This is a genomic window from Paenibacillus riograndensis SBR5, assembly GCF_000981585.1.
In the GTDB taxonomy this organism is placed as follows: Bacteria; Bacillota; Bacilli; order Paenibacillales; family Paenibacillaceae; genus Paenibacillus_AQ; species Paenibacillus_AQ riograndensis.
In genome coordinates this window covers 7752901-7775127 of the sequence record NZ_LN831776.1, presented here as the reverse complement: position 1 = coordinate 7775127, position 22227 = coordinate 7752901, and the positions used below count along the sequence as shown (strand labels likewise).

The window sequence follows — 22227 nt, the reverse complement described above, 5'->3', positions numbered from 1 at the left end:
TCTTGAAGCTTAACTATAATAAGCCACTAAGAGGTGGAGTTAAGTTTCCGTTAAAGTGGAGAAATGGATACTGACAGTGTTGGGGAGCTCGACAGCCAATGTACGAACCTCTTTTGAACCTGGTAATCATCATAACTCTCCGTTTCGTTTCATTCTTGTGCTCCCAAAAATGTGTCAGGTTGACCCCGGGAACAGGTTTTTGGGAAAATAACCGCGACAGCATCAGCAGAGTCATGCCGTATGACGAAGATTCACGTGCGCCCAGCACTTCAAGAACACCGGCGTCGCAGGCAACCTCCTGATCGGCTTTCATTCTCCTTACGGCCAGCCAGACAAAAGGGTTGTACCAATGCAGCCCTATCGACAGCGTCCACAGGAAGTTGAACCACAAATCCTTACGCTTGTAATGGGTAAGCTCATGCATCAGGATGTGTGTCAGCTGATTCGAATCGGCGATCACGGCAATATCCTCAGGCAAATAAATTGCAGGCCGTAATAAGCCGTGAAGACAGGGGCTGCGCAGACTGCTTGTCTCATAGATGGGAACCGTTTGATGAAGATTCAATTTTTTTGTGCACGCTTCAAGAATAGGGAGTACCTCTTGGGTGACGGGCTTGCGGGAGTTTCCAACTCTTTTTCTGAATACCAGCACGCTCCACAAGTAATATCCGCCCAAAAATAGAAGTCCGCCAAACCAGACAAGCGCCCCGATAGTTATCCAATGTTGTCCAGCCTCTTTTTCCTCATAGATTTGATCTGCAAGGGACGGTTGTACTATAGCTGGAGCAGGCACAGCGTGCGGGAACAGATTGAACAGGCTGACAGGGCTTTGCGGAGCAACTGGAACAAGCAGCTTAATCAACACAAAGAGCCACAGTATATGAACGATTCTAGGGCCGGAAAAGGTTAAAACGCTACTGACATACCGTTGTCAGTAGCGTTTTTCTATACTCATAATAGATAGTTTATAAAGGAGCTGTTAGAAGAACATGAATACCACCGAAGCATTACAGCGTTTTGAAGAAACTGCAAATCACTATATTCAGGAATTAGATAGTTTCAGCATGGAGCAGTTGAAGCGTCAGCCTGCGGAGGACGAGTGGTCGCTTGGACAAATGTATCAGCATTTAATTAACTCGGCGCTGTATATGCAGCTTCGCAATATTGAACAATGCTTGGCCTCTAGCGAGGACGCTGCAGCCCCTATAACGGTAAAAACTAAAGAAGGCACAGCTATATTCGATCAGGGAAGCTTTCCGCCAATACGTGTTCATGTCCCGCCATCCCCGCAGTACACCCCGGGGCAGCCAGAGAGCAAAGAACAGCTGATTCAGGGATTATATACAGTGATCGGCCGCATGAAAGAAATCCTGCCACAGCTTGAAAAGGGGACTATGCAGAATACGGTGCCCCATCCGCGATTCGGTCCGCTCAATGCACAAGAATGGTTTTTGCTTATTGAAATGCACTACCGTCATCATCTGCTGCAGATGGGCCGGTTGACACAATTTTTGGAAGGCAGCGCATAACAACGGTAGAGAAAGATATGATTATTTTCACTACTTAATTAGGTCTAAAGGGTCCGCTTTAAGTACTGGAAATGAATACCGATAAAGATTGTAAACTCCCCGGGTCCTATTGTAAAATCAAGGAGTTGTCGAATTATGGTCTAAAATACCATCCTTAGGACCTAATAAGACGACAATACTCAATGATATTTTACATAAAAAAGGGGAGACGACAATGCTATTCCATGCAGTACGCCGTAAAGCCAGTCTGATGATTGTATTTGCTCTGTTAGTAAGCACCCTTATGCCACATATGGTATTTGGTGAGGCTGCGCAGTTCAAAGACATCGCTGGCTCTTATGCGCAAAAGGAGATTCAATCATTAGCAGAAGCAGGAATAATCTCTGGATATGAAGATAACGCCTTTAAACCGAATAAGGCTATGTCACGCGCAGAACTGGCTAAAATTATCGTCCTGTCCCTCGGTTTGAAAGTAAATGGTGACCAGGCGGCACCGTTTAAAGACGTTGACTCGAAAAGTTGGTACCGCGGCTATGTAGGTGCACTCGTAGAGTCGGGTATCACGGAAGGAACATCGGCGACTACCTTCAGCCCTAATTCAAATGTCACCCGCGAAGAGCTGGTCGTGTTTTTCATCCGAGCTTTCGGATTGGAGGATACAGCGAAGAAGCTTCCGGTTGATAGCAAGCTGTCGGATATCTTAGAGGTATCCGAATGGGCAAAAGCGCAAGTATCCCTTGCCTTCAAAAATGGCTTCATCAACGGGGTCCAAGGCAGTGACGGGACGCTGAAATTTAAACCGAAAGAGCATGCGGAGCGCCAGGCCCTGGCTCGTCTGGCTTATGAGTTCAAAACCAATAAGTCAGTGTATGTCGAGAAATCCAAGCAGCTTCTTGCTGAAGAGGCTGCCAAGGGTCAGAATCCCGTAGAATCCCCGGCTGCAACCCCGGCTGCAACCCAGGTAACAACTGACCGTGGGACTTCTGGGGGGGGTTCTGCACCGGGAACCTCTGCACCGGCAACTCCAACCCCTGCACCGACATCGCCTGGACCAGCAACACCTGGACCAGCAACGCCTGGACCGGCGACGCCTACACCTACACCGGCAACGCCAGCACCTGCACCGGTAAGCGGTCTCCAGATTGTGGTGAAGGGGGAGAACACAGATGCCATTTATGCGGAAGAGCCAACCGAAGTCATATTCCGTTCATCGCTTAATTCAGCGGAAACGGTAAATGCGAGTGTCTATAAAGTAGATGACAGCGGCAAAGTGATTTCCCAGATCATCTCACTGTATGATGATGGTTCGGCAGATCATGGAGACAGTCTTAAGGCAGACGGGATCTACAGCGGCAAAGCAGTATTGACTGAAAGTACGGAGGGCTACATAAATCTGCAGGCGTTTGCAGGAGATGTGCCGAGCAGCACAGTCTTTAAATTATCTGTAATGAAGCATCTTACGGATGAACAGCTTGCACAAACAGAAATCATTGAAAATAACACGCAGGCTAAGCTTGATCATCTGGCCACTGAATATGGCGATGTGCAAAAAGCAAAGGAAAAAACAGTGGCATGGCTCAAAGCACAAGACGAAGTAGAGCATGCTGGTATTTCGGGTGAGGGAGGAAGCATCTGGTATTTGCTGGACAACGGGATTCTGGGGGGGATATCCGCCGCGCCTGAGAATACTAAAGGGTTAAGCAGTACCATAGAAGAGGCTTCGTCCAGTAATGCATTGGCAGCTGAGGCGCTAACGCAAAACGCGGAACAAACCGTAGCCACAATAGGAAGCAAGCGGGTTGCTGTGATTTCTCCATTTTCCAGCAAGCTTACATCATCGACAGTTTATGACGCTGTATATAATAGCTTCAACCAGTCGAATCACTCCTTCCTTGCGGAGAGAGTAAAAGATACCGCGGCGAACGTTAACTTCTTTAAAAGACTGAATCAGTATGGAGTCGTGGTTTTAGACACTCATGGGGATACCTTCTATGATGAAACTGTGCTCCAGAAACTCCATAATAAATACGGTATTGATTTCAAATATGCCGGACCGCAGGTAATGTTTCTGACAGGAGAAAAGGCGACGGCAGAGAGCAAAAAAGCATATGAGCTGGACTTGAAAAAGGGAAGACTGGCAATTGTCTCCGGTTATTATGCTATTACGCCTTCTTTTATTACACGGTATAACGATATGCTTCCTGGTACGATCGTATATAATGGCAGTTGCCGGAGCTCATATAACGATTCCATGGCAGATGCGTTCATTAACAATGGTGCTGGCACATATTATGGGTATACAGATTATGTAAAGCTTGCTTATGATCAGGCAATTGCCCAATCCGTTTCCACCGCATTGGCCGGTGAGAACATGACAACCAAAGAAGCTTTTCAGGCAGCAGTGGCGGCCCATGGAGCAAACGATGGTTTGGCAGCGTTCGCCATGAAAGGAAGCAACATAGGCGTTAAGACAGAAGGCGTGATCAACGGAACCTTTGAAAACGGAAACTGGACCGGCTGGAATGGAAACGGGGATGTCCGGGTGATCTCCAAGCTGGGGCCGCTTAAGCCGACAGAGGGGAACTACATGGCTATTATCAGCACTGGCCTTGGGTTTGAGAACAACGATAACGGAGGCTACGACTACAATTCAGATAGTTATATCGAGCAAAGTTTCATAGTTCCGGCGGGAGCCACGACCTTATCGTTCGATTACAACTTCATTTCTGAGGAACCTAAGGAATACGTTGGAACCAAATACAATGACACTTTTAAAGCAACGGTAACTTCAAGTGTATACATCAATACGGCTTCCGTCATTACCTCTCACGTGAATGGTGGCAATACGGTGACGTCCAATGTCTATGGTGACGAGTCCGTTATTATCGGCACTGAATCGATTAATGAATCCACGGCATATTGGATTGATGAGAACAAAGTAGCGATTGATTTCTACGGCGGGGATCAGACAGCATACATGACGAATTGGAAGCATGTACAATTCGATGTAAGCCAATTTGCCGGTAAGGCTTCAATTGTCCTCCGCTTCCATGTTTGGGATCAAGGAGACAGTGTCTTCGATACGGCAATACTAATTGATAATGTAATATTAAAATAATCAAAAAACGGCTGGATCAGGGAAACCTGAAACCAGCCGTTTTTTTATGGGGAAATAAAGCCAATGGCTTGCGCGGTGAATGGGCTGTACGCCCGGTACTATAGGCTGCTCATGTAGTACTGGTGTTCAGTCTTAACCTCAAAGCCCGCATTGCGGTATAGATTCAAGGCCCGCTCATTATCCGTGACAACACTTAGACGAATCTGCTGATAGGGTTTCTGTAATAAGAGCTCCAACGCAAGGATAAGAACGTTCTGTCCAAGCCCTTTTCCTTGATGAGTGGGCAAAATACAAAAATCATGGATGATCGCCGTATTTCCATTCAAGTCATTGAAACGGATAAGCCCGACCCGGTAATGATTCATCCAAGCGACATAAGTGGCACGGCCCGGTTCATTGGTTCCGGTGAAATATTTGCGCGTCCAAGCCTCCGGGTCGCCAAAAGCCGCAGACGAGCAGGCTACCATAAACTCAAAGTCTTCGGGCCGGGCGGGAAATAGAGATAGATCGGAAGATACTGGGCTGTTAATTTTCATAGGCTTCAATGTCATCAAGTATTCAGAGCGGTTAAAGACTGCTCCAAGAGACTGCACAGCGGCAAGTCCGGCCTGTGAGCCTTGAGGAACCCGGAAGCAGAGAGCTTCTATGCCTTGAGGTTTCATATCCTCGGCAGCACGTTGGAGCAGGCTGCGGAATACTCCCTGGCGGCGGTGCCCCGGATGAACGATGGCATTGATATTCGCGATGCTGCCGTCAGCGGTATACCAGCTAAGCAGGCCGATGATTTGATTGTCCTGATAACACAGGATTCCGTGATCTCCACCGGCTTTGGCGAGATGCTCAATGCCTGCATTGATGTAGAAAGAATCTGATTGGCTGCAATCCTGCTCAAGCCGGGTAATGCCAGCGATTTGTTCCTTGGAATGATAGAGCAGGGGAACGATGTTTTTGGACATGTAATCTCTCCTCTAAGGTTAAAGGTCTTTCAACTTTACTATAAACTCCTCTACTTAGCCTATATCTTTCGGAATCATAGTTTAATAGGTCATTGCTGCTTATTATATACCCAAGCTCCTTTATAGCTTGTGCATAAAATGTAAAGAGAACTCATTTACACCAAATCCGAAGATACTAACTTTATAAGCAGGGGGTATGTTTTTATGAAAGGATTAATTTTATGCGCTGGCCGGGGAACCAGACTGCAGCCTTCAACCTATACCAAACCAAAGTGCATGTTGCCTGTTAACGGGGAGTATATTCTTGTCTCCATTATTAACAAGCTTGTTGCCGCCGGAATTACCGAGATTGGAATCGTTGTGAACCATACGCAGGGAGAGATCCGGCGGACAATCGGGGACGGGGAGCGGTGGAATGCCTCGTTAACCTTTCTTATGCAGGAAGAACCTATGGGGCTGGCGGATGCGGTGAAAAGCGCGAAGTCATTTATGGCGGATTCCCCTTTTGTATTGATGCTTGGCGATAATTTGTATGAAGGTGATATAGCGCCTTTAATCCGGTCATTGGAAACAGACAATGCTGCGGCTTCAATACTGCTTCAGCAGGTTAAGGACCCTGGTCAATTTGGTGTCGCTGCCGTCCATGCCGGGCAAATTATCGGTTTGGAGGAAAAGCCTAAATACCCCAAATCCGATTTGGCTATTGTTGGCGTATACGCTCTTACTGCAGCGATCTGGCCGGCAATGGACAGGCTAACACCCTCCCCGCGTGGAGAATACGAGATGACGGATGCCATTCAGTTGTTAATAACAGAAGGCGGACATGTGGTGTACAGCATAGCGGCTGAACCGTTTTTTGATATCGGAACCCACGACAGATGGCTTGAAGCGAATCGCTACAAGATGGGTCAAGATCCACAGAACTTTGTAAAACCATCCGGCATGCACAGCTCTGTCCAGTGGATTCCTCCGGTTAGGATTGATCCGACCGCCACCGTGATGAACAGTGTGGTTGGACCTTATGTGTATATTGGCCCGAATAGTGTGGTCGAGGATTGCATTCTGTCCAACAGCATTTTGACGGATCAGGTGACCTTGTCCCATGTTCATGCGGAGGGAAGTGTTTTTGGCTCCTATGTTCATCTGGCTGAACAAGAAATCCAAGAGCAGCCGGCCCGCCATATTCTAGGCGATCGTGCATCAGTCACAAGAACTCAAGCGGGCTTGCAGAACGATTCAAAATAAAATGGGTAAGAACTGGGGAATAGTCCAATCCGGTCACCAGGGTAAACATACACTTAAAGTAGTCGAGTGCATCAAGTAACTGTGCATTAGTATACTTTAAAAGGTAGGTGATCTTTGATAATGGTTGAATTGGTTTTAACGATTAACGATAAAGATGGAAGTTATACGGAGCATGCGGCTGTAGTTCTTGCCTCAATTTTTTCCAAGACCGAGCAAACGATCAATGTGCACATTGTGCATGATGATTCCTTAAGTGAGGAAAACAAGGTAAAACTCACTCAAATGGTCGATGTATTTCATCACAACATCTTTTTTTATCATGTTACAATTCCTGGAGATATGCGGGAAGTGGCAGCAGGCGTGCATAAAATCGACTACTGGACAATGGCCAGTATGTATCGTTTGCTGCTCCCGATAATTATTCAGACAGACAGAGTGATTTATCTGGATTGCGACATTTTGGTCAATATGGATATTAATGAACTATGGAGCATTGACCTGGGAGATCGTTATTTGGGTGCAGTATTGGATCAAGGGGAAAACTTGCTGGAGTACTTTACCTCCATGGGACTAAGCGCGGAGCTCTATTTTAACTCAGGCGTCATTCTGTTTCACCTGGACAATATCCGCAAAAAAGACAACTGGTATGGAGAAATGCTTAATTTCCTGCGTAATTTTCCAAAGATGACAATGCCAGACCAAGATGTTCTGAATGCGGTGTACAGCTGCAACTATTTACAATTGGACCAGTGTTTTAATACGTTCGCGCAGAATGAACTCGATTTAGAGCATAAAATTATTCATTTCGCCGGAGAAAACAAATGGTGGGATGCAGATTCACCTCATGTAACGTTATACAATAATTTCCGTGCCATGACCCCCTGGGGTTGGGGAGGAGGGTATGCGCCGGAGCCGGTTATCGAGGCAGCTTTCGAGCCGGCTCTGGCTGACATCCCGGTGGAACCGCCTGCTCCGGAAGTTCATTTCCCTGAACCTCCGGTTCAAGAATTTCAGTTTCTGCCTCCTCCGGTCCAAGAAGCCCAGTTCCTGGCTCCTCCGGTTCAGGACATTCAGCTTCCAGCCCCTCCGGTTCAAGACATTCAGCTTCCGGCCCCTCCCGTTCAGGAAATTCCGGTCGCTGAAGCGCCTGCTCCGCCTCCGGATAACCTTCCAGTGAAGCGGCACAGACGGAAAATCCGCAGAACCCTGCGGCTGAAACGCAGACTGAGAAGAAAAAGAATCATCCGCGCCAGATATCGTTCGATTAAGCGCGCAAGACTGATTAAGTACCGGTATGTAAAGAGAAGAATTCTGAAACTGAGAAGGAAAAAACTGCGGACCGTGAGCAGAACGGGAAAACTGCGGACCGTGAGCAGAAGAAAACATGTAATCAAACGGCTTTCACTGAGAAAAAGCAGACACTCTCTGAAGCGTAAGCATCAGCGTAAACTTCATAAAGCAGGCTGATGGGCATAGTCCGTCTTTGAGATAGCAAGCGCCAAAGAAGCAGAATTGTCGGGGATTTGGACAGATCTGCTTCTTTATTTCGCCCAGATACATATAGAGTGCCCGTTTTCCAATAACAACGATACTGTGTGCGTTTATACGATCTCCATTTAAAGTATGTAAACGGCAGGAAGGGGTAACGGCATATCCACAAAATAGAGAATAAGCACATATGCGGCAATATGATCATGAAATGATTCCGTTTTCTATAAAAAAATAGATAAATATTAAAATTTATAAATAATAGTGATACACTAAGAATAGGTCTTCTTTAATCCATTAAAGGTATGCGGCTTTGGCTGCATCCTAGCTTGTATGGCGCCTAAGCAGGAGCGCCTTAATCCTTCCTGCAAATCCGTAGGGTAGAAGGACGGTAAAAATGAGCAACCGACAAAAAACAGATGTTATTTTAATTGGTGCCGGAATCATGAGTGCGACGTTAGGTTCACTGCTAAAAGAATTAGTGCCGGACTGGAAAATCACAGTGTTTGAGCGGCGGGCGGGTGCAGGTGAGGAGAGCTCTAATGAATGGAATAATGCAGGAACCGGGCACTCTTCGCTCTGCGAGCTGAACTACACCGTAGAGCAGCCGGATGGCTCCATCGATATCAGCAAAGCTATAAAAGTGAATGAAGAGTATCAGTTTTCCAAGCAGTTCTGGTCGTATCTGGTGAAAAGCAAGCGGATACAGCATCCGCAGGATTTTATCGTACCCGTGCCCCATATGAGCTTTGTGCAAGGGGAAGCCGACGTGACCTTTTTGAAAAAACGATTTGAAGCGCTTTCGCAAAATCCGCTGTTTCAGGGAATGGAATTTTCCGAGGATCCGGAGCAGCTGATGGAATGGATTCCGCTTATGATGAAAGACAGAAGAATTAACCAGCCCATCGCGGCGACCCGGATTGAATCAGGTACGGATGTGAACTTTGGCGCGTTAACGCGCATTTTGTTTGACCACTTACAGAGTAACAACACGGATATCAGATACCAGCATAATGTCGATGATATTAAACGTGCCGGCGACGGCTCCTGGGACCTGAAGGTGCGGAATCTCGAGAACGGTACCACTACGCGCCATTCCGCGAAATTCGTCTTTATCGGCGGCGGGGGCGGGAGTCTGCATTTGCTGCAGAAATCCGGTATTCCTGAGGGGAAGGGCATTGGAGGCTTTCCGGTGAGCGGGCTGTTTATGGTGTGCCAGAAGCCGGACATTGTTGCACAGCATCATGCCAAAGTATACGGAAAAGCTGCACTCGGTGCTCCGCCTATGTCTGTCCCGCATCTGGATACCAGAGTCATCGACAAAAAAGAATCGCTGTTCTTTGGGCCGTTTGCCGGCTTCTCGCCAAAGTTTCTGAAATACGGTTCGGTGTTTGATCTGATAACTTCTGTAAAACCGGGTAATCTTACCACAATGCTGGCGGCAGGTGCGAAGAATCTTTCATTGACCAAGTACCTGATCGGGCAGGTGATGTTATCAAAAGATCAGCGCATTGAAGCCTTACGGGAATTTGTCCCGGGCGCCCAAAGCGGGGATTGGGACCTGGTAGTGGCGGGCCAGCGCGTGCAGATCATCAAAGATACGGCAGCCGGCAAAGGCACGCTTCAATTCGGCACCGAAGTCATAAGCAGCGCCGATGGGTCGATAGCCGCATTGCTGGGTGCTTCTCCCGGTGCTTCTACCGCCGTTTCGGTCATGCTTGAAGTCATTGGCAAATGCTTTCCGCAGCAGCTCAAGGCGTGGGAGCCGAAAATAAAAGAAATGATTCCTGCCTATGGCGTCACTCTTATGGAAAACCCTAAACTGATCAACGAAATTCAGAAATTAACGGACCGCTCCCTAAATCTGACGAGCAGAGCAGGGGAGGTTGAAAAAAAGGCTCCTATTTCAAGTTCTTCGTAGGTCATATGCACAGTGATCGGATAGAACAGAAAACACCCGATTCCGGCTGACTAGGAATCGGGTGAATGCTGAGGAACCTTATTTCAATGGCTTGATCACAATATTGCTGAAAACCGCTGTGCCGCCGTCGGAAAACAGTGTGATCCCCTTATCGTCTAATTCAGGAAAAACGACATTGGAATATACGACGGAGCCGTCATCAATAAACACTTCAACGCTCGTCCGATCCACAAGAATCTTCAGGTGGATCTTCTTTTTGCTTACATCAAAGGGAGCTGTGCTTTCCAGATATTTTCCGCTTTTGTCGGGATTCCCGGTGTAGGCCCGATTGACATAAGTGTACCCGGCCTCGGCAAAAACTCCTACATCCACATGACGGCTTTGATCCGCTGATTCCCGAAGTCTGACACCGGCATTCTTAAGCTCAGACCAAGTGATATCGGTGTTAAGCTCGTACGAATCGCCCGTGACAGGAAGTGTCTTAGAGCCCTTCACATCGAAGCGCTCATAAGTGGCTACCTCCTTGGCCGTTTGGCTTAAGGCTTCAAGAGGTTCTGACACAAGCCGATAGCTGTCCCCGCCAGCCTGCTTCAGTTCAATTTGACGGACAATCGAATCCATTCCGTTGAAGCCTTCCCGCATCGTCGGCGTATGCTGGGCATATTCCCAATTATTCATCCAGGCCATAGCGTAACGATGATGGGTGGCGTCGCGGCTTGTTCCATCCTCAAAGGTTACGGCACCGTACCAGTCAAAGCCGTAATCCAGCCACTGCGGCTCCTTCCGGTCAGGGAGAAATGCCACGCCGTCGAAATCTCCTGTCCAGTAGGCATAGGTGTTGGGTTTCCCTGAGTCAATGCCATTGGCGCTGGCGCCGAGCACCCATTTATAAGCCCCGTCCTCCGCATGCATCAGGTAAAGATCCGGGCATTCCACAATTCCGATACCTTCTGTTACGAAACCGCTCATATAGTGCCAGGCTTTTAAGTTCTTGGATTCATACAAGCCTATTTTTGTGCCTTCAGCCAAGACCATGACCCATTTGCGGGAGAGGTCATCCCAAATGATCTTTGGATCTCTAAAGTCGGCTGTTCCCGGATTGGGCAAAACGGGAGCATGTCCGTAAGGGCGAAAGGTGTATCCGTGGTCGGTGCTGTACCACAAATATTGCTCTTGCTGCCCGCCATCGGCGGAGGGCTGGGTCATAATCGCGACAACAGCCCCTTTTCCGAAACCGGCTGATCCTGTCACATCCACAACTACCGACCCTGACCAGGGATCACCATTGGGGGTTGTATACTTGGGGATGGCGATTCCCTCATCTGTCCAATGCACCAGATCAACAGATACCGCGTGCCGCCATTCAGTACCATTTCCAGCGGGATAGTCGCGGTTGTACAGATAGTAGTAATGGTATACCCCGTCCAGATAAACAGGTCTTTGCGGATCGTTCATCCACTTATCGGGTGTGGTAAAATGGTAGGCCGCCCGATAGGCCGGCGGTGAATGAGAAGGGGCGGCCTCCTCCGGGATATTGTTCCTTCCGGAATAGTAAGCCGCCGCCCCTATAGCGATGATAAGGCCCAAGCCAATCGCGGCTAAAAGGGAATGCTGTAGCCATACACGCTTTTTCGGGTTCAAAAGGCTACTTCACCGTCAATTGTCCTTGTTCAAGGACACTGTCTTTGACAACCGAAGTTTTCGAGCCCTTAATATTCACGAGGAAGCTGGGCGCAAAAGTGGAATGCTGCTCGGCATACAATCCCCGGTTAGTCATATAACTGGTGATGACCACATTATTTCCTTCGGCCTGCGGGATGGCGAAGTGAGAGTATGTCCAGGTAAGGTCGTTAGGATCAAGGTTCATGTGCAGCACAAGCCCGCTTCCGTTCAACGGTTTATAAGGACCGGTCAATGAATCTGCTACATAGCCCAGCATGTATACATCATTGGCGCCGATTCCGTCAATGGTCATTTTGGAGCCCCGTGAATCCGTGAACAGGTACCACTTGCCATTCATTTCAAACACGTTCGCCCGTTCAATTTCATCGGTTACGGTATTGGAGGCGATGAGCGGCTTCATTACTGATTTCAGGGTGTAGTCGTCATTCAGCTCGATAATCCCCAGTGATCCGTTCGCTAATGCTGCCAGCGATTTCTTAGGGCCAGACAGCAGCTTGTTTTTTTCATTCTCGAAGAAGACCTTGCTTCCTTCGTAGAAGGATCTGTTGTACAGCGATTCTTCGCCCTGGTAACCCGTTTCCGTACCGGTATTCGATTCAAAAACAAGGTATTTACGGCCATTATCCTCAACATAGTGAGGATCTCTTAAGGTATGGTTATCCGCATAATCGCCTCCACCGAAAGCCTGATCCACATTCTGATAGAACTTTCCGTCTCCGTCAAAGACCGATTTGAAATCTTCCACGCCATCCACCTTCAGCGTATCCGCATCCGGCTTCGACACATTCACCTGCGCTGTGGTCAGGGTCTGCTTGCCAAAAAATCCGTGTGCCGGGTCCCAGCCTTGGCGGTTGGTATAGAACAGGCGGACTTTGCCATCCTTCGTCAAGGTTGCGGAACCGGACCATTCTTCGGCTTGCTTGTTCAGAATCGGGTCGTTTGGAACATATTTATCGCTGTCCTTAAAAACTCTGCCGGCATTTTTCCAGCTGTTAATGGAGGTGTCACCCACTTTTTGATAGAACATGTAGATGAAGGTGTCCCATCCTTTTTTGGGGTCTCCCGCCAGCGCAAACACGATATGATAGCCATTATATTCGGCAACGGTTCCGTCCGCATTTTGCAGCGGCCAGCTATCCCAGACATCCAGGTCGATGGCGTTGCCCCACTGATCCGAGCCTTTTGCAGAAGAAATATTCTGGATTGAAGCGGCATTGAACGCCGGAACCTGAAATTGCCCGCTTTTTTGTTGTTCCGGTATTTTCAGCATGTCCTCGCGGGTGATATGGGAAAAACCGTAGCTTTCTTTGTAATCCCCACTGTTATTCCCCTTATAATCTCCATTGTTATTCCCCTTCGCCAGAGCCGAAGCTCCGCCACCTGCAAGTAAAGCTGTTGCAAAGGTTACTGCTGCTGCTTGTCGTGCCATCTTTTTGATATTCATATTTCCCTGTCTCCTTTTCTCTGATCAAATTTTCTCTTAAACAGAAAAAAGACCTAAAAATACCCTTGGGGACACGCGGACGCATCGATTCCCAAACGGATTTTTAGGTCTTGCCTGCTTAACAGTAACAATCCCGACATATTTTGTTGTCGCGTTAATTCTATAATTTTATAACGGATAATAGCTATAGACTGATACTCCTATTTTTTTAGGATAAAAAACAATCATTTTTTGTTATTTATTATAGTATCTAGGGTCTATGGGCCTAAAATATTAAATTAGGATATATTACCATTTCCCGACCGGGTGTTGATCCGGTTGATCTCCATAGCAAGACATACCCGCTGACTGTCACTGAGAACATAGCTATAATCCTCCTCAACCAGCCTGCTGATCTCTGTGGCCTGCACATAAGCCAAGGTATAGCGCTCTTTGGCAATCCGTACAATCTCCGGGTTCAGCTCGCTCAGCAGCTTGCCGTTTTCATCGGTCCGCAGGATATTTTCCAGCTGGGTCACCAACCGCTCATAGTTGGCAGAACCCCGTTCCAGCGTAATGCCGGCGGCCTGTTCCACGCCTTCAGCAAGATCGCGGATCATTGCCGCCGTTTCGGCAGCGGACCCGCGGACCCCGGCGTTTTTCCAGGCGGTATGGATATGCATCGCGATGTATCCCACCTCATCCACGGGGATATCCACCTGCAGGGCTTCACGAATAATGCTCTTTGCATGCAGCCCAATCTGGAACTCTCTCGGGTATAAAATGCGGATTTCATCCAGCAGCGTGTTCTGGATCATCGTTCCTTTGCGGATCCGCTCCAGAGCAAAGGAGAGATGGTCCGTCAGCGCAATATGAATATGTTCATTGAACGTCACTTCCAGCTCATGTTCAGCATACGTAATAATTTGTTCCGATGCCGCAATCTCCTCTTCGGGCAGTGTACCCAGCATTTCCTGCAGATGCCCGTATTGATCCGGGTCGTCCATAATAAACACTTTCTCAACAAGGGACGGATCAATAATATCGTTTTTCCTTTTCTGAAAAGCAATCCCGGATCCCATGACAATCTTTTCTTCGCCGAGGTCGTTCACTACAACCGCGTTGTTGTTCAGAATTTTTTTGATCTTCATGTTATTCTCCTATGCTTTTTTGTTCCATCACCAGACGGCTCGTCAACACCAAGGACCCAGGTAACCGCAAAGGCTGTTGCCGCTGCCAGCAGAAAACCGGCCGCATAATGGATAACATTCAGCTGTCCAAGCTGGACGGTAAAAGCGAACATCGGAATTCCGGTCAGGCCGAACGAATCGGCCGCCACCTGATGAAAGGCAACATAAGCGCCTCCTGCAGCCCCTCCTGCCGCAGCGCCCAGGAAAGGGCGGCCAAGCTTCAGGTTGACCCCAAAGGTAACCGGTTCGGTAATTCCCAAGAAGGCGGTGATTGAGGCGGGCAGCGCTATTTTGCGCAATGCCGGGTCCCGGGTTCTGGCATACACAGCCAGTCCGGCCGCACCCTGCGCGATATTTGCCATAGACCAGATAGGGAGCAGAAAATTGACGCTGATATCTGGATTGGTGATCAGTCCGATCTCTATGGCCTGAATCCCGTGATGCAGGCCGCTCACAACGAGCGAGCTGTAGATTCCGCCAAGCAGCAGGCCAAACACCGTACCGCCCGATCTGAATACAAGCTCCAGCATGCTGCCGAGAGAAGCGCTAAGCTCAGAGGTCAGCGGTCCGATGGCCAGGATGGCAATCGCGCCTCCGGAGGCCAGGCTTAGAAAGGGGATCAGCATCGGCGAAGCTGATGCAGGAAGCATCCGGCGCAGCCCTTTCTCGATCAGCGTCATTACCAATACCGCAAGAATTGTGGGAATGACCGCGCCTTGATATCCGAACTGCGGCGCGATCATTACATCTGCGGAGCTTACCGGGGCTCTGCCGAATCCGGTGACATGCAGAAGACCGGGATGGGTCATGACAAGGCCGATTACGGCACCGAGCGGCGGCGTGCCTCCAAATCTCTTGGCCGTATGATAACCGAACATTACCGCCAGCATCTGAAATGCCGATCCGGTCAATAAGGACAAGGTCCGAAACGCGGCACTATCCCGCGGGGCCCAGCCGAAAACCTCCATCATGCTGAGCAGACCGAGCAGCAGTCCGACCCCGACAAAGAGCGGAATCATGGGCACGACGATGTCCGAGAAGAAGCTGACCGCATCAGCTATCTGTTTTAACACGCCCTGCTGCTCCTGACGGTTCTTTTGGGACAGATCACCGGTACCCTCCGGCTGCTGCTTGGCCCCGCCTTCTTGAAGGATGCGGACAACCTGACGGTGGACCTTGAAGACATTGGCCGATCCCAGAATAATTTGCAGCTGTCCGGTGCGGAAGAATACGCCTTGGACCTCCTGTATGCCCGATAGTCCGGCCTCATCCACCCGGGAGCTATCCCGCAGCCTAAGGCGAAGCCGGGTTGTGCAGTGAATGGCTTCCAGCACATTGCCGGCGCCTCCCGACAAGCCAATCAGGCGTTCAGCCAATTCCCCCGCCGGGCTGCGGGTTTCCTTTGTAGTCAGTCCATCTTGTTCTATGGGGATATTGTCATGGGGCATAGCAGCGCCTCCTCAAAACATAAAAAAAGACCTTCAGAGCCAAGCATCGTTCCTTCCTTTCCAGAACGGCCGATCATGGCGCTTATCAGGTCTTTGCCTGCCTCCAAAAGTAACAACTTCGTAATATTTGGATGTAATCCTATTGTGACAATGATTGTTTCCAAAATCAATGGTCAGGAATTACCACCTTGCTGCGGTAAAGCAGGTATTCCGACTCACTCCTTCACTCTTTGGCCTTTCGAACCGGAGCTGCTGGCAGCCCGTATCAATCATTTGCAGGAATGTTCCCGTGGACCGTTGAATATAAAGTGGATCGTTGAATATAAACCGGAAGCAAAGGATCGAAATACAGGCGTATTCCGAATACATCCAAGCCGCAGGAGGAGAACAATATGAAGTCTGTCACTGTTCAAGGTCTTACGGAAAAGTTCCATTTGGAAGTGCTGGCGGGTGCCAGCCGTATGGACCGCGAAATTACCCGTCCAAGGACGCATAGACCGGGGCTGGAGTTTGTCGGCTATTTTGATTTTTTTCCCATGGAGCGGGTACAGGTACTCGGCCGTAAGGAAATCAACTATTTATTGACACTAAGCGTAGAAGAACGCAAGCTGCATATCGGGAACATCGTCAAATATCATCCCCCGTGTTTTATCGTGACGTCGGGGCAGCAGGAGATTCCTTATTTGACGCTGTTTTGCAACCAGGAGGGGATTCCGCTGCTGCGGACCGGGGACACCACAACGGAGTTCATTGCCAAGCTGGACAGCTATCTGGTGAAGGCGCTGGCACCCGAGCTGTCGATCCATGGGGTATGCGTGAACGTATCAGGCATAGGCATTCTGCTTAGAGGCAAATCCGGGATCGGCAAAAGTGAGACTGCACACACCCTTATCCGCAGAGGCCACCGGTTCGTGGCGGATGATATTGTGGTGCTCAAGAAGCTGGGCCCGTCAACGCTGCTCGGGACACATAATGAGACCACACGTGAATTCCTCGCGCTGCGCAGCATCGGCCTGATCAATGTTGTGCGCCAATACGGACGCAAGGCCTTTCAGGACGAGACGCGTATTGTGCTTGATATTGAGCTTTGCCCATGGCGGGAAAATTCGCTGAACAACGAGCTGGAGCTGGTGCCCCAGTTCACGGAATATCTCGGTGTCCAAATTCCGCATATTGAGGTCCAGCTTCAGCCGGGGCGCGATGTAGCCGGATTAATTGAGGCAGCGGCTAACAACTGGTACCTCAAGCAGCTTGGCTACAGCGCCGCCGAAGAATTCATGAAGCGGATCGAAGACGGGATGCAGTCCTAAGGAGATACTGAAGGGCAAGCTCCGCTAACCGGAATGATCTAGATGAAAGCCGTTACCCTTTGGAGAGGGGACGGTTTTTTAAGTTGTGGGAGCAGGTGAACAGTTCTAGTTGGAAAAAGGGAACTTATTTCTCTCGGAAATCAACAATTGTGAGATTTAAGTGGAAAAAGGGAACTTAATTGGGCCATATTACCGAATTAAGGGCGAAATGTGCTGAATTAGTTATCCTTTTTCCACTTAACCTGCGGAGAACAGGGCGTTCGAGCAAATTAGTTATCCTTTTTCCACTTGGAGCTGCTGAAGGACAGTCGATACCGTCCTTTTAAAGGCCGGAAGCCGTTTCTGCTTGAATAAGCATAATCCGTTCTACAGGCAGGAAAAAATATTCCGCAGCAGCCCGCGCTTCCTTGGCGGAGTCTTGAGCTTCTTAGCGGCAACGGGATGCAGCTCATCATGCGAAGAAAGGGAGGGGGCGCCAGGCTTCTGGATAGTTTCCAGGGATACGGCTAACTGCTTGATCATTTGGCGCAGGTCCTCAAGCTCCGCGCGCTGCTGGAGCAGCTGGACTGAGACTACCTCGTCAGCTTTGTGATCCAGTGAGCGTTCGATATAATCGATCCGGGACAGCATATCGCCCATAGGCCAGTCCTGTGTGTGGTGGAGCGGGTTCTCCTGTTGGGATACAGGCGGCTGGATGCCTGCTGCGGAACCCAGATTCATATACTCTAGCACTTCCCCGTGATTGATGCGCTCTTTAATCGATTTTAACAGACTAATCTCCTGCTCTGAGAATATATAATGTCCAAACCGGTCCTTTGGAAAATAATCAGGGAACATGGCAGCCCAGCGTTTGATGGTTGTCTGGCTGACAGACAGCAGCTCTGCGGCATCCTTCGTTTTCAGCATTTCCATATCAATTCCTCCAGTTCAGGTAGTCTTGAAACGGATACAGGCCTTGAAATGACTGCATCTATTTCCTCTTGCTATGAACAATTCGTTGTTCATTAGCGGCTCCCTGCACGGGTGACAAAGGAAGTGCTGATTCGATAAACAAAGTGGTATTACGAGCAATTATTTAGGGGGTATTCGCCTGAAACAGACTATTTCTGTATGAGGTGAGCGGAGCCAGCCAGACCGTGCCTGTTCCCCGGTACACATTGACCAGACCCTCGCCGGAAGCGGCAGAGCCGAGCCGGGTTTTGCCCGATTTCTCGACGGTGAAGTCCAGCGTGTTCGACCACATTAACGCAAAATTGCCATCGACCTTCAGCACATCATTCTGCAGCTCAATGACGACGGCTTCCTCGGAAGGAATCGGTGCTTCCAGGGCCAGAATTCCTTTGCCTTTGGCGCTCAGATTGAACAGCCCTTCTCCGCCCAGTGCGGCGGAGGAAAGGCTCTTGCGTGCGGTGACGGCGAGCTGGAGTGAAGATTCACAGGCCAGGAACAGGCCGTCATCAATGACGATATGATCGTTGTCGACATCAATCAGCCACAGATATTTATAGGTGGTTTCCAGCAGAATCGTACCGGTGCCTTTGTAGAGAGGTTTAATCGCACTGGTCCCGGTTGCGGCACTGGATACGATATTTCTCATCAGGCCGCCGACCCCTTTTACCCCTGAGGTCATTTCAATATTGCCGACCATATACTGCATCGCCCCCGCGCTCAGGGTAACCTCGCTGTTATTCAGCTCTATCATGAGCTGCTTGTTGCGCATATTGCTTTTGCTCATGAAGAAGTTGGACTGTGCTTCCGCCAAGGTGGTGGTGCTCAAATCTTCTTTGTATTCGATAACCGTAAATCCGCCGAGCTGTTCCTTGATCACAACATTGCTGTTATCTTTCAAATTATTGATAGTGTAGGCCATATTGATCTTCTCCTCTGCTGGCAGTGATGTCGTAAGCGTAAGCAGTTCTGCTTCGAAGTTAAGGTATTCGACACATAAGTTCTATCTCCTTGCCGGCAACTGGCGATAGGGATGATGGACAGCTGTTAGCGTACCCTAGAACCCCCTCACACTGGAGGGGGTTCTTTGTTTATGCTTTTTGAAGGTGCGGCTGAAATAGTAAATGTCGTTGAACCCGGTGGCTGCGGCGATTTCGGAAACGGTAAGCTGAGTATGGCGCAGCATGTAGTCGGCCCGGTCCAGCCGGACAGCATTGACATATTCGGAGACGGTATGTCCCGTCAGCTCCTTGAAGAGCCGGCTGAAATGGAAGCGGCTCAGTCCTGCCAAAGCTGCCAGGCCCTCTACGAAAATCGGCTCCTGGTAATGGGTGTCAATATGGCGCAGCACAGGTGCGAAGCGTTCAATGGTCTGAATGCGCCGGGTCTGTTCGGCCTGTGACAACTCGGTTACGCCATGTCTGCGCAGCAGCAGCGCAAGCAGCCGGTACAGCTCAGCCTTCACCGCCAGCTCATAGCCGAATTCACGGCGTTCAAGCTCACGGATAATGGTTAGAGCACAGCCGGAAATATGCTGGTCTCCGGAGACATGGTTGCTGAACAGGAGCCGGTTCTGCCGGATCGGTGCGATGAACTTGGTCTCGGCAGAATCACTGGCGGCGCTGTGCAAGAGTGCGGTGTCCGCAATAATGGCGTAATAGAGCAAATCATCCGAAGCGCTGATGCCGTAATGCAGCTCGTTGCTGTTCACGGCGATCAGATCGCCGGCCCGGACGGAGAACGGCGTCCGTCCGCATTCGAACACAGCCTCGCCGCTCTCAATGAACAAAAATTCCAGATGCTCATGCCAGTGATGGGGGAACGTCACAACTCCCTCCCTGTCGAAGCGCTGGGTATGGACTTTGATCGGAAACCCGGGGTCCGGCATGTCCATAGGCTCCCGAAGATGTTTATCATAATTCAGCATTTCTGGATATCCTCCTCCCACAGCACAATTGTACAAATAAGACCGCAAGGCTCTGCATGGTGTTCATGGTTGAAATCATTATAATACGAATCAGAAGTGATGCAAATCAAGGAAAGAAGGTAATGGATATGATCAGGATTGGCGTAATAGGAACGGGCTCCATTTCAGGCATGCATCTGAATGCCTACCGGAACAATCCGCAGACGGTTGTATATGCGGTGTGCGACCTGAACGAAGAGCGCGCAAGGGCGGCAGCCGCCGAGTATGGCGCCGAAAAAGTGTATACGGATTACCGCGCGCTGCTGGCAGATTCCGGCGTCGATGCGGTCAGTATCTGCACCTGGAACAATTCCCACGCCGAGATTAGCATTGCGGCGCTGAAGGCCGGCAAGCATGTGCTGGTGGAGAAGCCGCTCTGCCGCACGCTGGAGGAAGCTGTTCAGGTTCAGCAGGCAGTGGAAGAGAGCGGCAAGATTTTGCAAGTGGGCTTTGTGCGCCGCTACGATGCCAACGTCCAGCTGCTTCAGAAGCTGGCGGGGGCAGGGGAGTTCGGCGAAATTTATTATGCGAAGGCGACAACCTTGCGGCGCCTGGGCAATCCGGGCGGCTGGTTCTCTGATATCGAACGCTCCGGCGGTGGGCCGCTGATCGACATCGGAGTCCATGTGATCGATTTATGCTGGTATTTGATGGGCCGCCCGAAGCCGGTTTCCGTAAGCGCCAACACATACCGGAAGCTGGGCAACCGGGCTAATGTGGAGAATCTTTCTTTCTATAAAGCTGCCGACTACGATGCGGCGAACAACACGGTGGAGGATCTGGCAAATGCGCTGATCCGGTTCGAGAACGGCGCTTCGCTGCTGGTGGATGTCAGCTTTACGCTGCATGCCAAGGAAGACGGGCGGTCAGTGAGCCTCTACGGTGAGAAAGGCGGCTTTGAAATCGATCCGGAGACGGTCATCGTCAGTGAGCGGGCGAATACCATCGTTAATATCTATCCGCAGACCGATCATAAGGGATTTGATTTCAACAGTGCATTCCAGAACGAGATAGATCATTTCACTCATTGCGTGCAGAGCGGCTCGCAGCCGCTAAGTCCTGTACAGGACGGGGTAGCAATCATGAGGATTCTTAGCGGGATCTACGATTCGGCAGCCAAAGGTGAAGAGGTGAAATTATGAAGCTGGGGATCAGCACCTATAGTCTGCATTCGGCTTTTGCAGCCGGAGAGCTGACACTGAAGGGCGTCCTTGAGACGATTGCCGATCTGGGAGCAGAACATGCGGAGATTGTGCCCCTGGGCTTCAATCTGATCGACAATCCGGAGCTGGTGGGTGTCATCCTCCAGACAGCAGCAGACCGTGGCCTCGAATTGTCCAACTATGCGATCGGAGCAAATTTTGCCGGGCTGGAGGCAGCGGAGCGGCGGCGGGAACTGGAGCGGGTCAAGCGGGAAGTGGATGTATGTGCGGCACTTGGCATTCAGCGGATGCGGCATGATGTGGCTTCTTCACCCGATCTGTCGATCGTCCGCTTTTTGGAGGAGCTGCCGCAGCTGGCCGAAGCCTGCCGTGAAATTGCTGATTATGCATCCGGCTTCGGCATTACAACCAGTGTGGAGAATCATGGATATTTCATTCAGCACAGCGACCGTGTGCAGGCGCTGGTAAATGCCGTGGGCCGGGACAACTTCCGCACGACACTGGACGTTGGCAACTTTCTGTGTGCCGATGAGAATCCGCTGATCGCTGTGGCCAGCAATCTGAAGCTGGCTTCCATGGTTCATCTCAAGGATTTCTACATCCGTCCACAGGACCGGCATCCGGGAGAAGGGTGGTTCCAGTCCTCCGGCGGGAATTGGCTCAGGGGTGCTATTGTCGGCCAGGGCGACATAGATATGCCGCGTGTGCTCCAACTGGTGAAGGAAAGCGGGTATGACGGCTATATCTCCATCGAATTCGAAGGGATGGAAGAATGCCGCAAGGGAACCAGGCTGGGTCTGGAATACGTCAAGCGGACATGGAACGCACTCTAATCAACG

General features: G+C 49.9%; 17 protein-coding genes. 8 read left to right on the top strand and 9 right to left on the bottom strand.

Annotated elements, in window-relative coordinates:
* Window positions 1-13: 13 nt before the first annotated feature.
* Window positions 14-889: a M56 family metallopeptidase gene (locus tag PRIO_RS32880; protein WP_081487383.1), complete on the bottom strand. Its 876-nt coding sequence runs from the start codon at window positions 887-889 to the stop codon at window positions 14-16.
* Window positions 890-989: 100 nt separating this feature from the next.
* On the opposite strand from PRIO_RS32880, the gene PRIO_RS32875 reads away from it, so the two are divergent.
* Together PRIO_RS32875 and PRIO_RS32870 are read left to right on the top strand one after the other, a co-directional pair.
* On the top strand, window positions 990-1529 hold the full coding sequence (locus PRIO_RS32875) for a DinB family protein (protein ID WP_020434342.1): 540 nt from the start codon (window positions 990-992) through the stop codon (window positions 1527-1529).
* A gap of 214 nt (window positions 1530-1743) precedes the next feature.
* Complete coding sequence (locus tag PRIO_RS32870; protein ID WP_020434343.1) at window positions 1744-4647, top strand: S-layer homology domain-containing protein; 2904 nt, start codon at window positions 1744-1746, stop codon at window positions 4645-4647.
* A 98-nt stretch (window positions 4648-4745) separates the two neighbouring features.
* On the opposite strand, the gene PRIO_RS32865 is transcribed toward PRIO_RS32870, so the two are convergent.
* Window positions 4746-5603 (bottom strand): GNAT family N-acetyltransferase, encoded by an 858-nt coding sequence (locus PRIO_RS32865; protein WP_020434344.1) that lies wholly within the window; start codon window positions 5601-5603, stop codon window positions 4746-4748.
* A gap of 204 nt (window positions 5604-5807) precedes the next feature.
* On the opposite strand from PRIO_RS32865, the gene PRIO_RS32860 reads away from it, so the two are divergent.
* The 3 genes from PRIO_RS32860 (at window position 5808) to PRIO_RS32850 (ending at window position 10257) form a co-directional block, all read left to right on the top strand.
* Window positions 5808-6848 (top strand): sugar phosphate nucleotidyltransferase, encoded by a 1041-nt coding sequence (locus PRIO_RS32860; RefSeq protein WP_020434345.1) that lies wholly within the window; start codon window positions 5808-5810, stop codon window positions 6846-6848.
* 120 nt (window positions 6849-6968) lie between these two features.
* Window positions 6969-8315 carry a glycosyltransferase family 8 protein gene (locus PRIO_RS32855; RefSeq protein WP_020434346.1) on the top strand — a complete coding sequence of 449 codons (1347 nt, stop codon included), beginning with the start codon at window positions 6969-6971 and terminating at the stop codon, window positions 8313-8315.
* A gap of 418 nt (window positions 8316-8733) precedes the next feature.
* Entirely contained in the window at window positions 8734-10257 is a 1524-nt protein-coding gene (locus PRIO_RS32850) for a malate:quinone oxidoreductase (protein WP_020434347.1), read from the top strand.
* Between the two features lie 78 nt (window positions 10258-10335).
* Here the strand turns inward: PRIO_RS32850 and PRIO_RS32845 are convergent, their stop codons facing one another.
* The 4 genes from PRIO_RS32845 to PRIO_RS32830 form a co-directional block, all read right to left on the bottom strand.
* On the bottom strand, window positions 10336-11832 hold the full coding sequence (locus PRIO_RS32845) for a glycoside hydrolase family 32 protein (RefSeq protein ID WP_407944511.1): 1497 nt from the start codon (window positions 11830-11832) through the stop codon (window positions 10336-10338).
* A 70-nt stretch (window positions 11833-11902) separates the two neighbouring features.
* A complete protein-coding gene (locus tag PRIO_RS32840) occupies window positions 11903-13384 on the bottom strand; it encodes a glycoside hydrolase family 68 protein (protein ID WP_020434349.1) in 1482 nt (493 codons plus the stop codon).
* Window positions 13385-13662: 278 nt separating this feature from the next.
* Window positions 13663-14514, bottom strand: a complete 852-nt coding sequence (locus PRIO_RS32835) for a PRD domain-containing protein (protein WP_020434350.1) — start codon at window positions 14512-14514, stop codon at window positions 13663-13665.
* Window positions 14511-16001 (bottom strand): PTS transporter subunit EIIC, encoded by a 1491-nt coding sequence (locus PRIO_RS32830; RefSeq protein WP_020434351.1) that lies wholly within the window; start codon window positions 15999-16001, stop codon window positions 14511-14513. The genes PRIO_RS32835 and PRIO_RS32830 overlap by 4 nt, the downstream gene beginning before the upstream one ends.
* 392 nt (window positions 16002-16393) lie before the next feature.
* Here PRIO_RS32830 and hprK point away from each other — a divergent pair, with 392 nt between their 5' ends.
* Window positions 16394-17311 carry an HPr(Ser) kinase/phosphatase gene (gene hprK / locus PRIO_RS32825; RefSeq protein ID WP_020434352.1) on the top strand — a complete coding sequence of 306 codons (918 nt, stop codon included), beginning with the start codon at window positions 16394-16396 and terminating at the stop codon, window positions 17309-17311.
* 366 nt (window positions 17312-17677) lie between these two features.
* Here the strand turns inward: hprK and PRIO_RS32820 are convergent, their stop codons facing one another.
* The 3 genes from PRIO_RS32820 to PRIO_RS32810 all read right to left on the bottom strand — a co-directional run bounded on the left by PRIO_RS32820 (window position 17678) and on the right by PRIO_RS32810 (window position 20186).
* Entirely contained in the window at window positions 17678-18223 is a 546-nt protein-coding gene (locus tag PRIO_RS32820; protein WP_020434353.1) for a MerR family transcriptional regulator, read from the bottom strand.
* A gap of 163 nt (window positions 18224-18386) precedes the next feature.
* The gene (locus PRIO_RS32815; protein ID WP_020434354.1) at window positions 18387-19181 is read right to left on the bottom strand and encodes an AIM24 family protein; all 795 of its coding nucleotides are present in this window, start codon (window positions 19179-19181) and stop codon (window positions 18387-18389) included.
* A gap of 135 nt (window positions 19182-19316) precedes the next feature.
* Window positions 19317-20186, bottom strand: coding sequence for an AraC family transcriptional regulator (locus PRIO_RS32810; protein ID WP_020434355.1), 870 nt, complete (start codon window positions 20184-20186; stop codon window positions 19317-19319).
* Window positions 20187-20308: 122 nt separating this feature from the next.
* Between PRIO_RS32810 and PRIO_RS32805 the strand changes: the two genes are divergently transcribed.
* Complete coding sequence (locus tag PRIO_RS32805) at window positions 20309-21367, top strand: Gfo/Idh/MocA family protein (protein ID WP_039791500.1); 1059 nt, start codon at window positions 20309-20311, stop codon at window positions 21365-21367.
* Complete coding sequence (locus PRIO_RS32800) at window positions 21364-22221, top strand: sugar phosphate isomerase/epimerase family protein (RefSeq protein ID WP_020434357.1); 858 nt, start codon at window positions 21364-21366, stop codon at window positions 22219-22221. Before PRIO_RS32805 ends, PRIO_RS32800 begins: the two co-directional genes overlap by 4 nt.
* The last annotated feature ends 6 nt before the right edge of the window (window positions 22222-22227 follow it).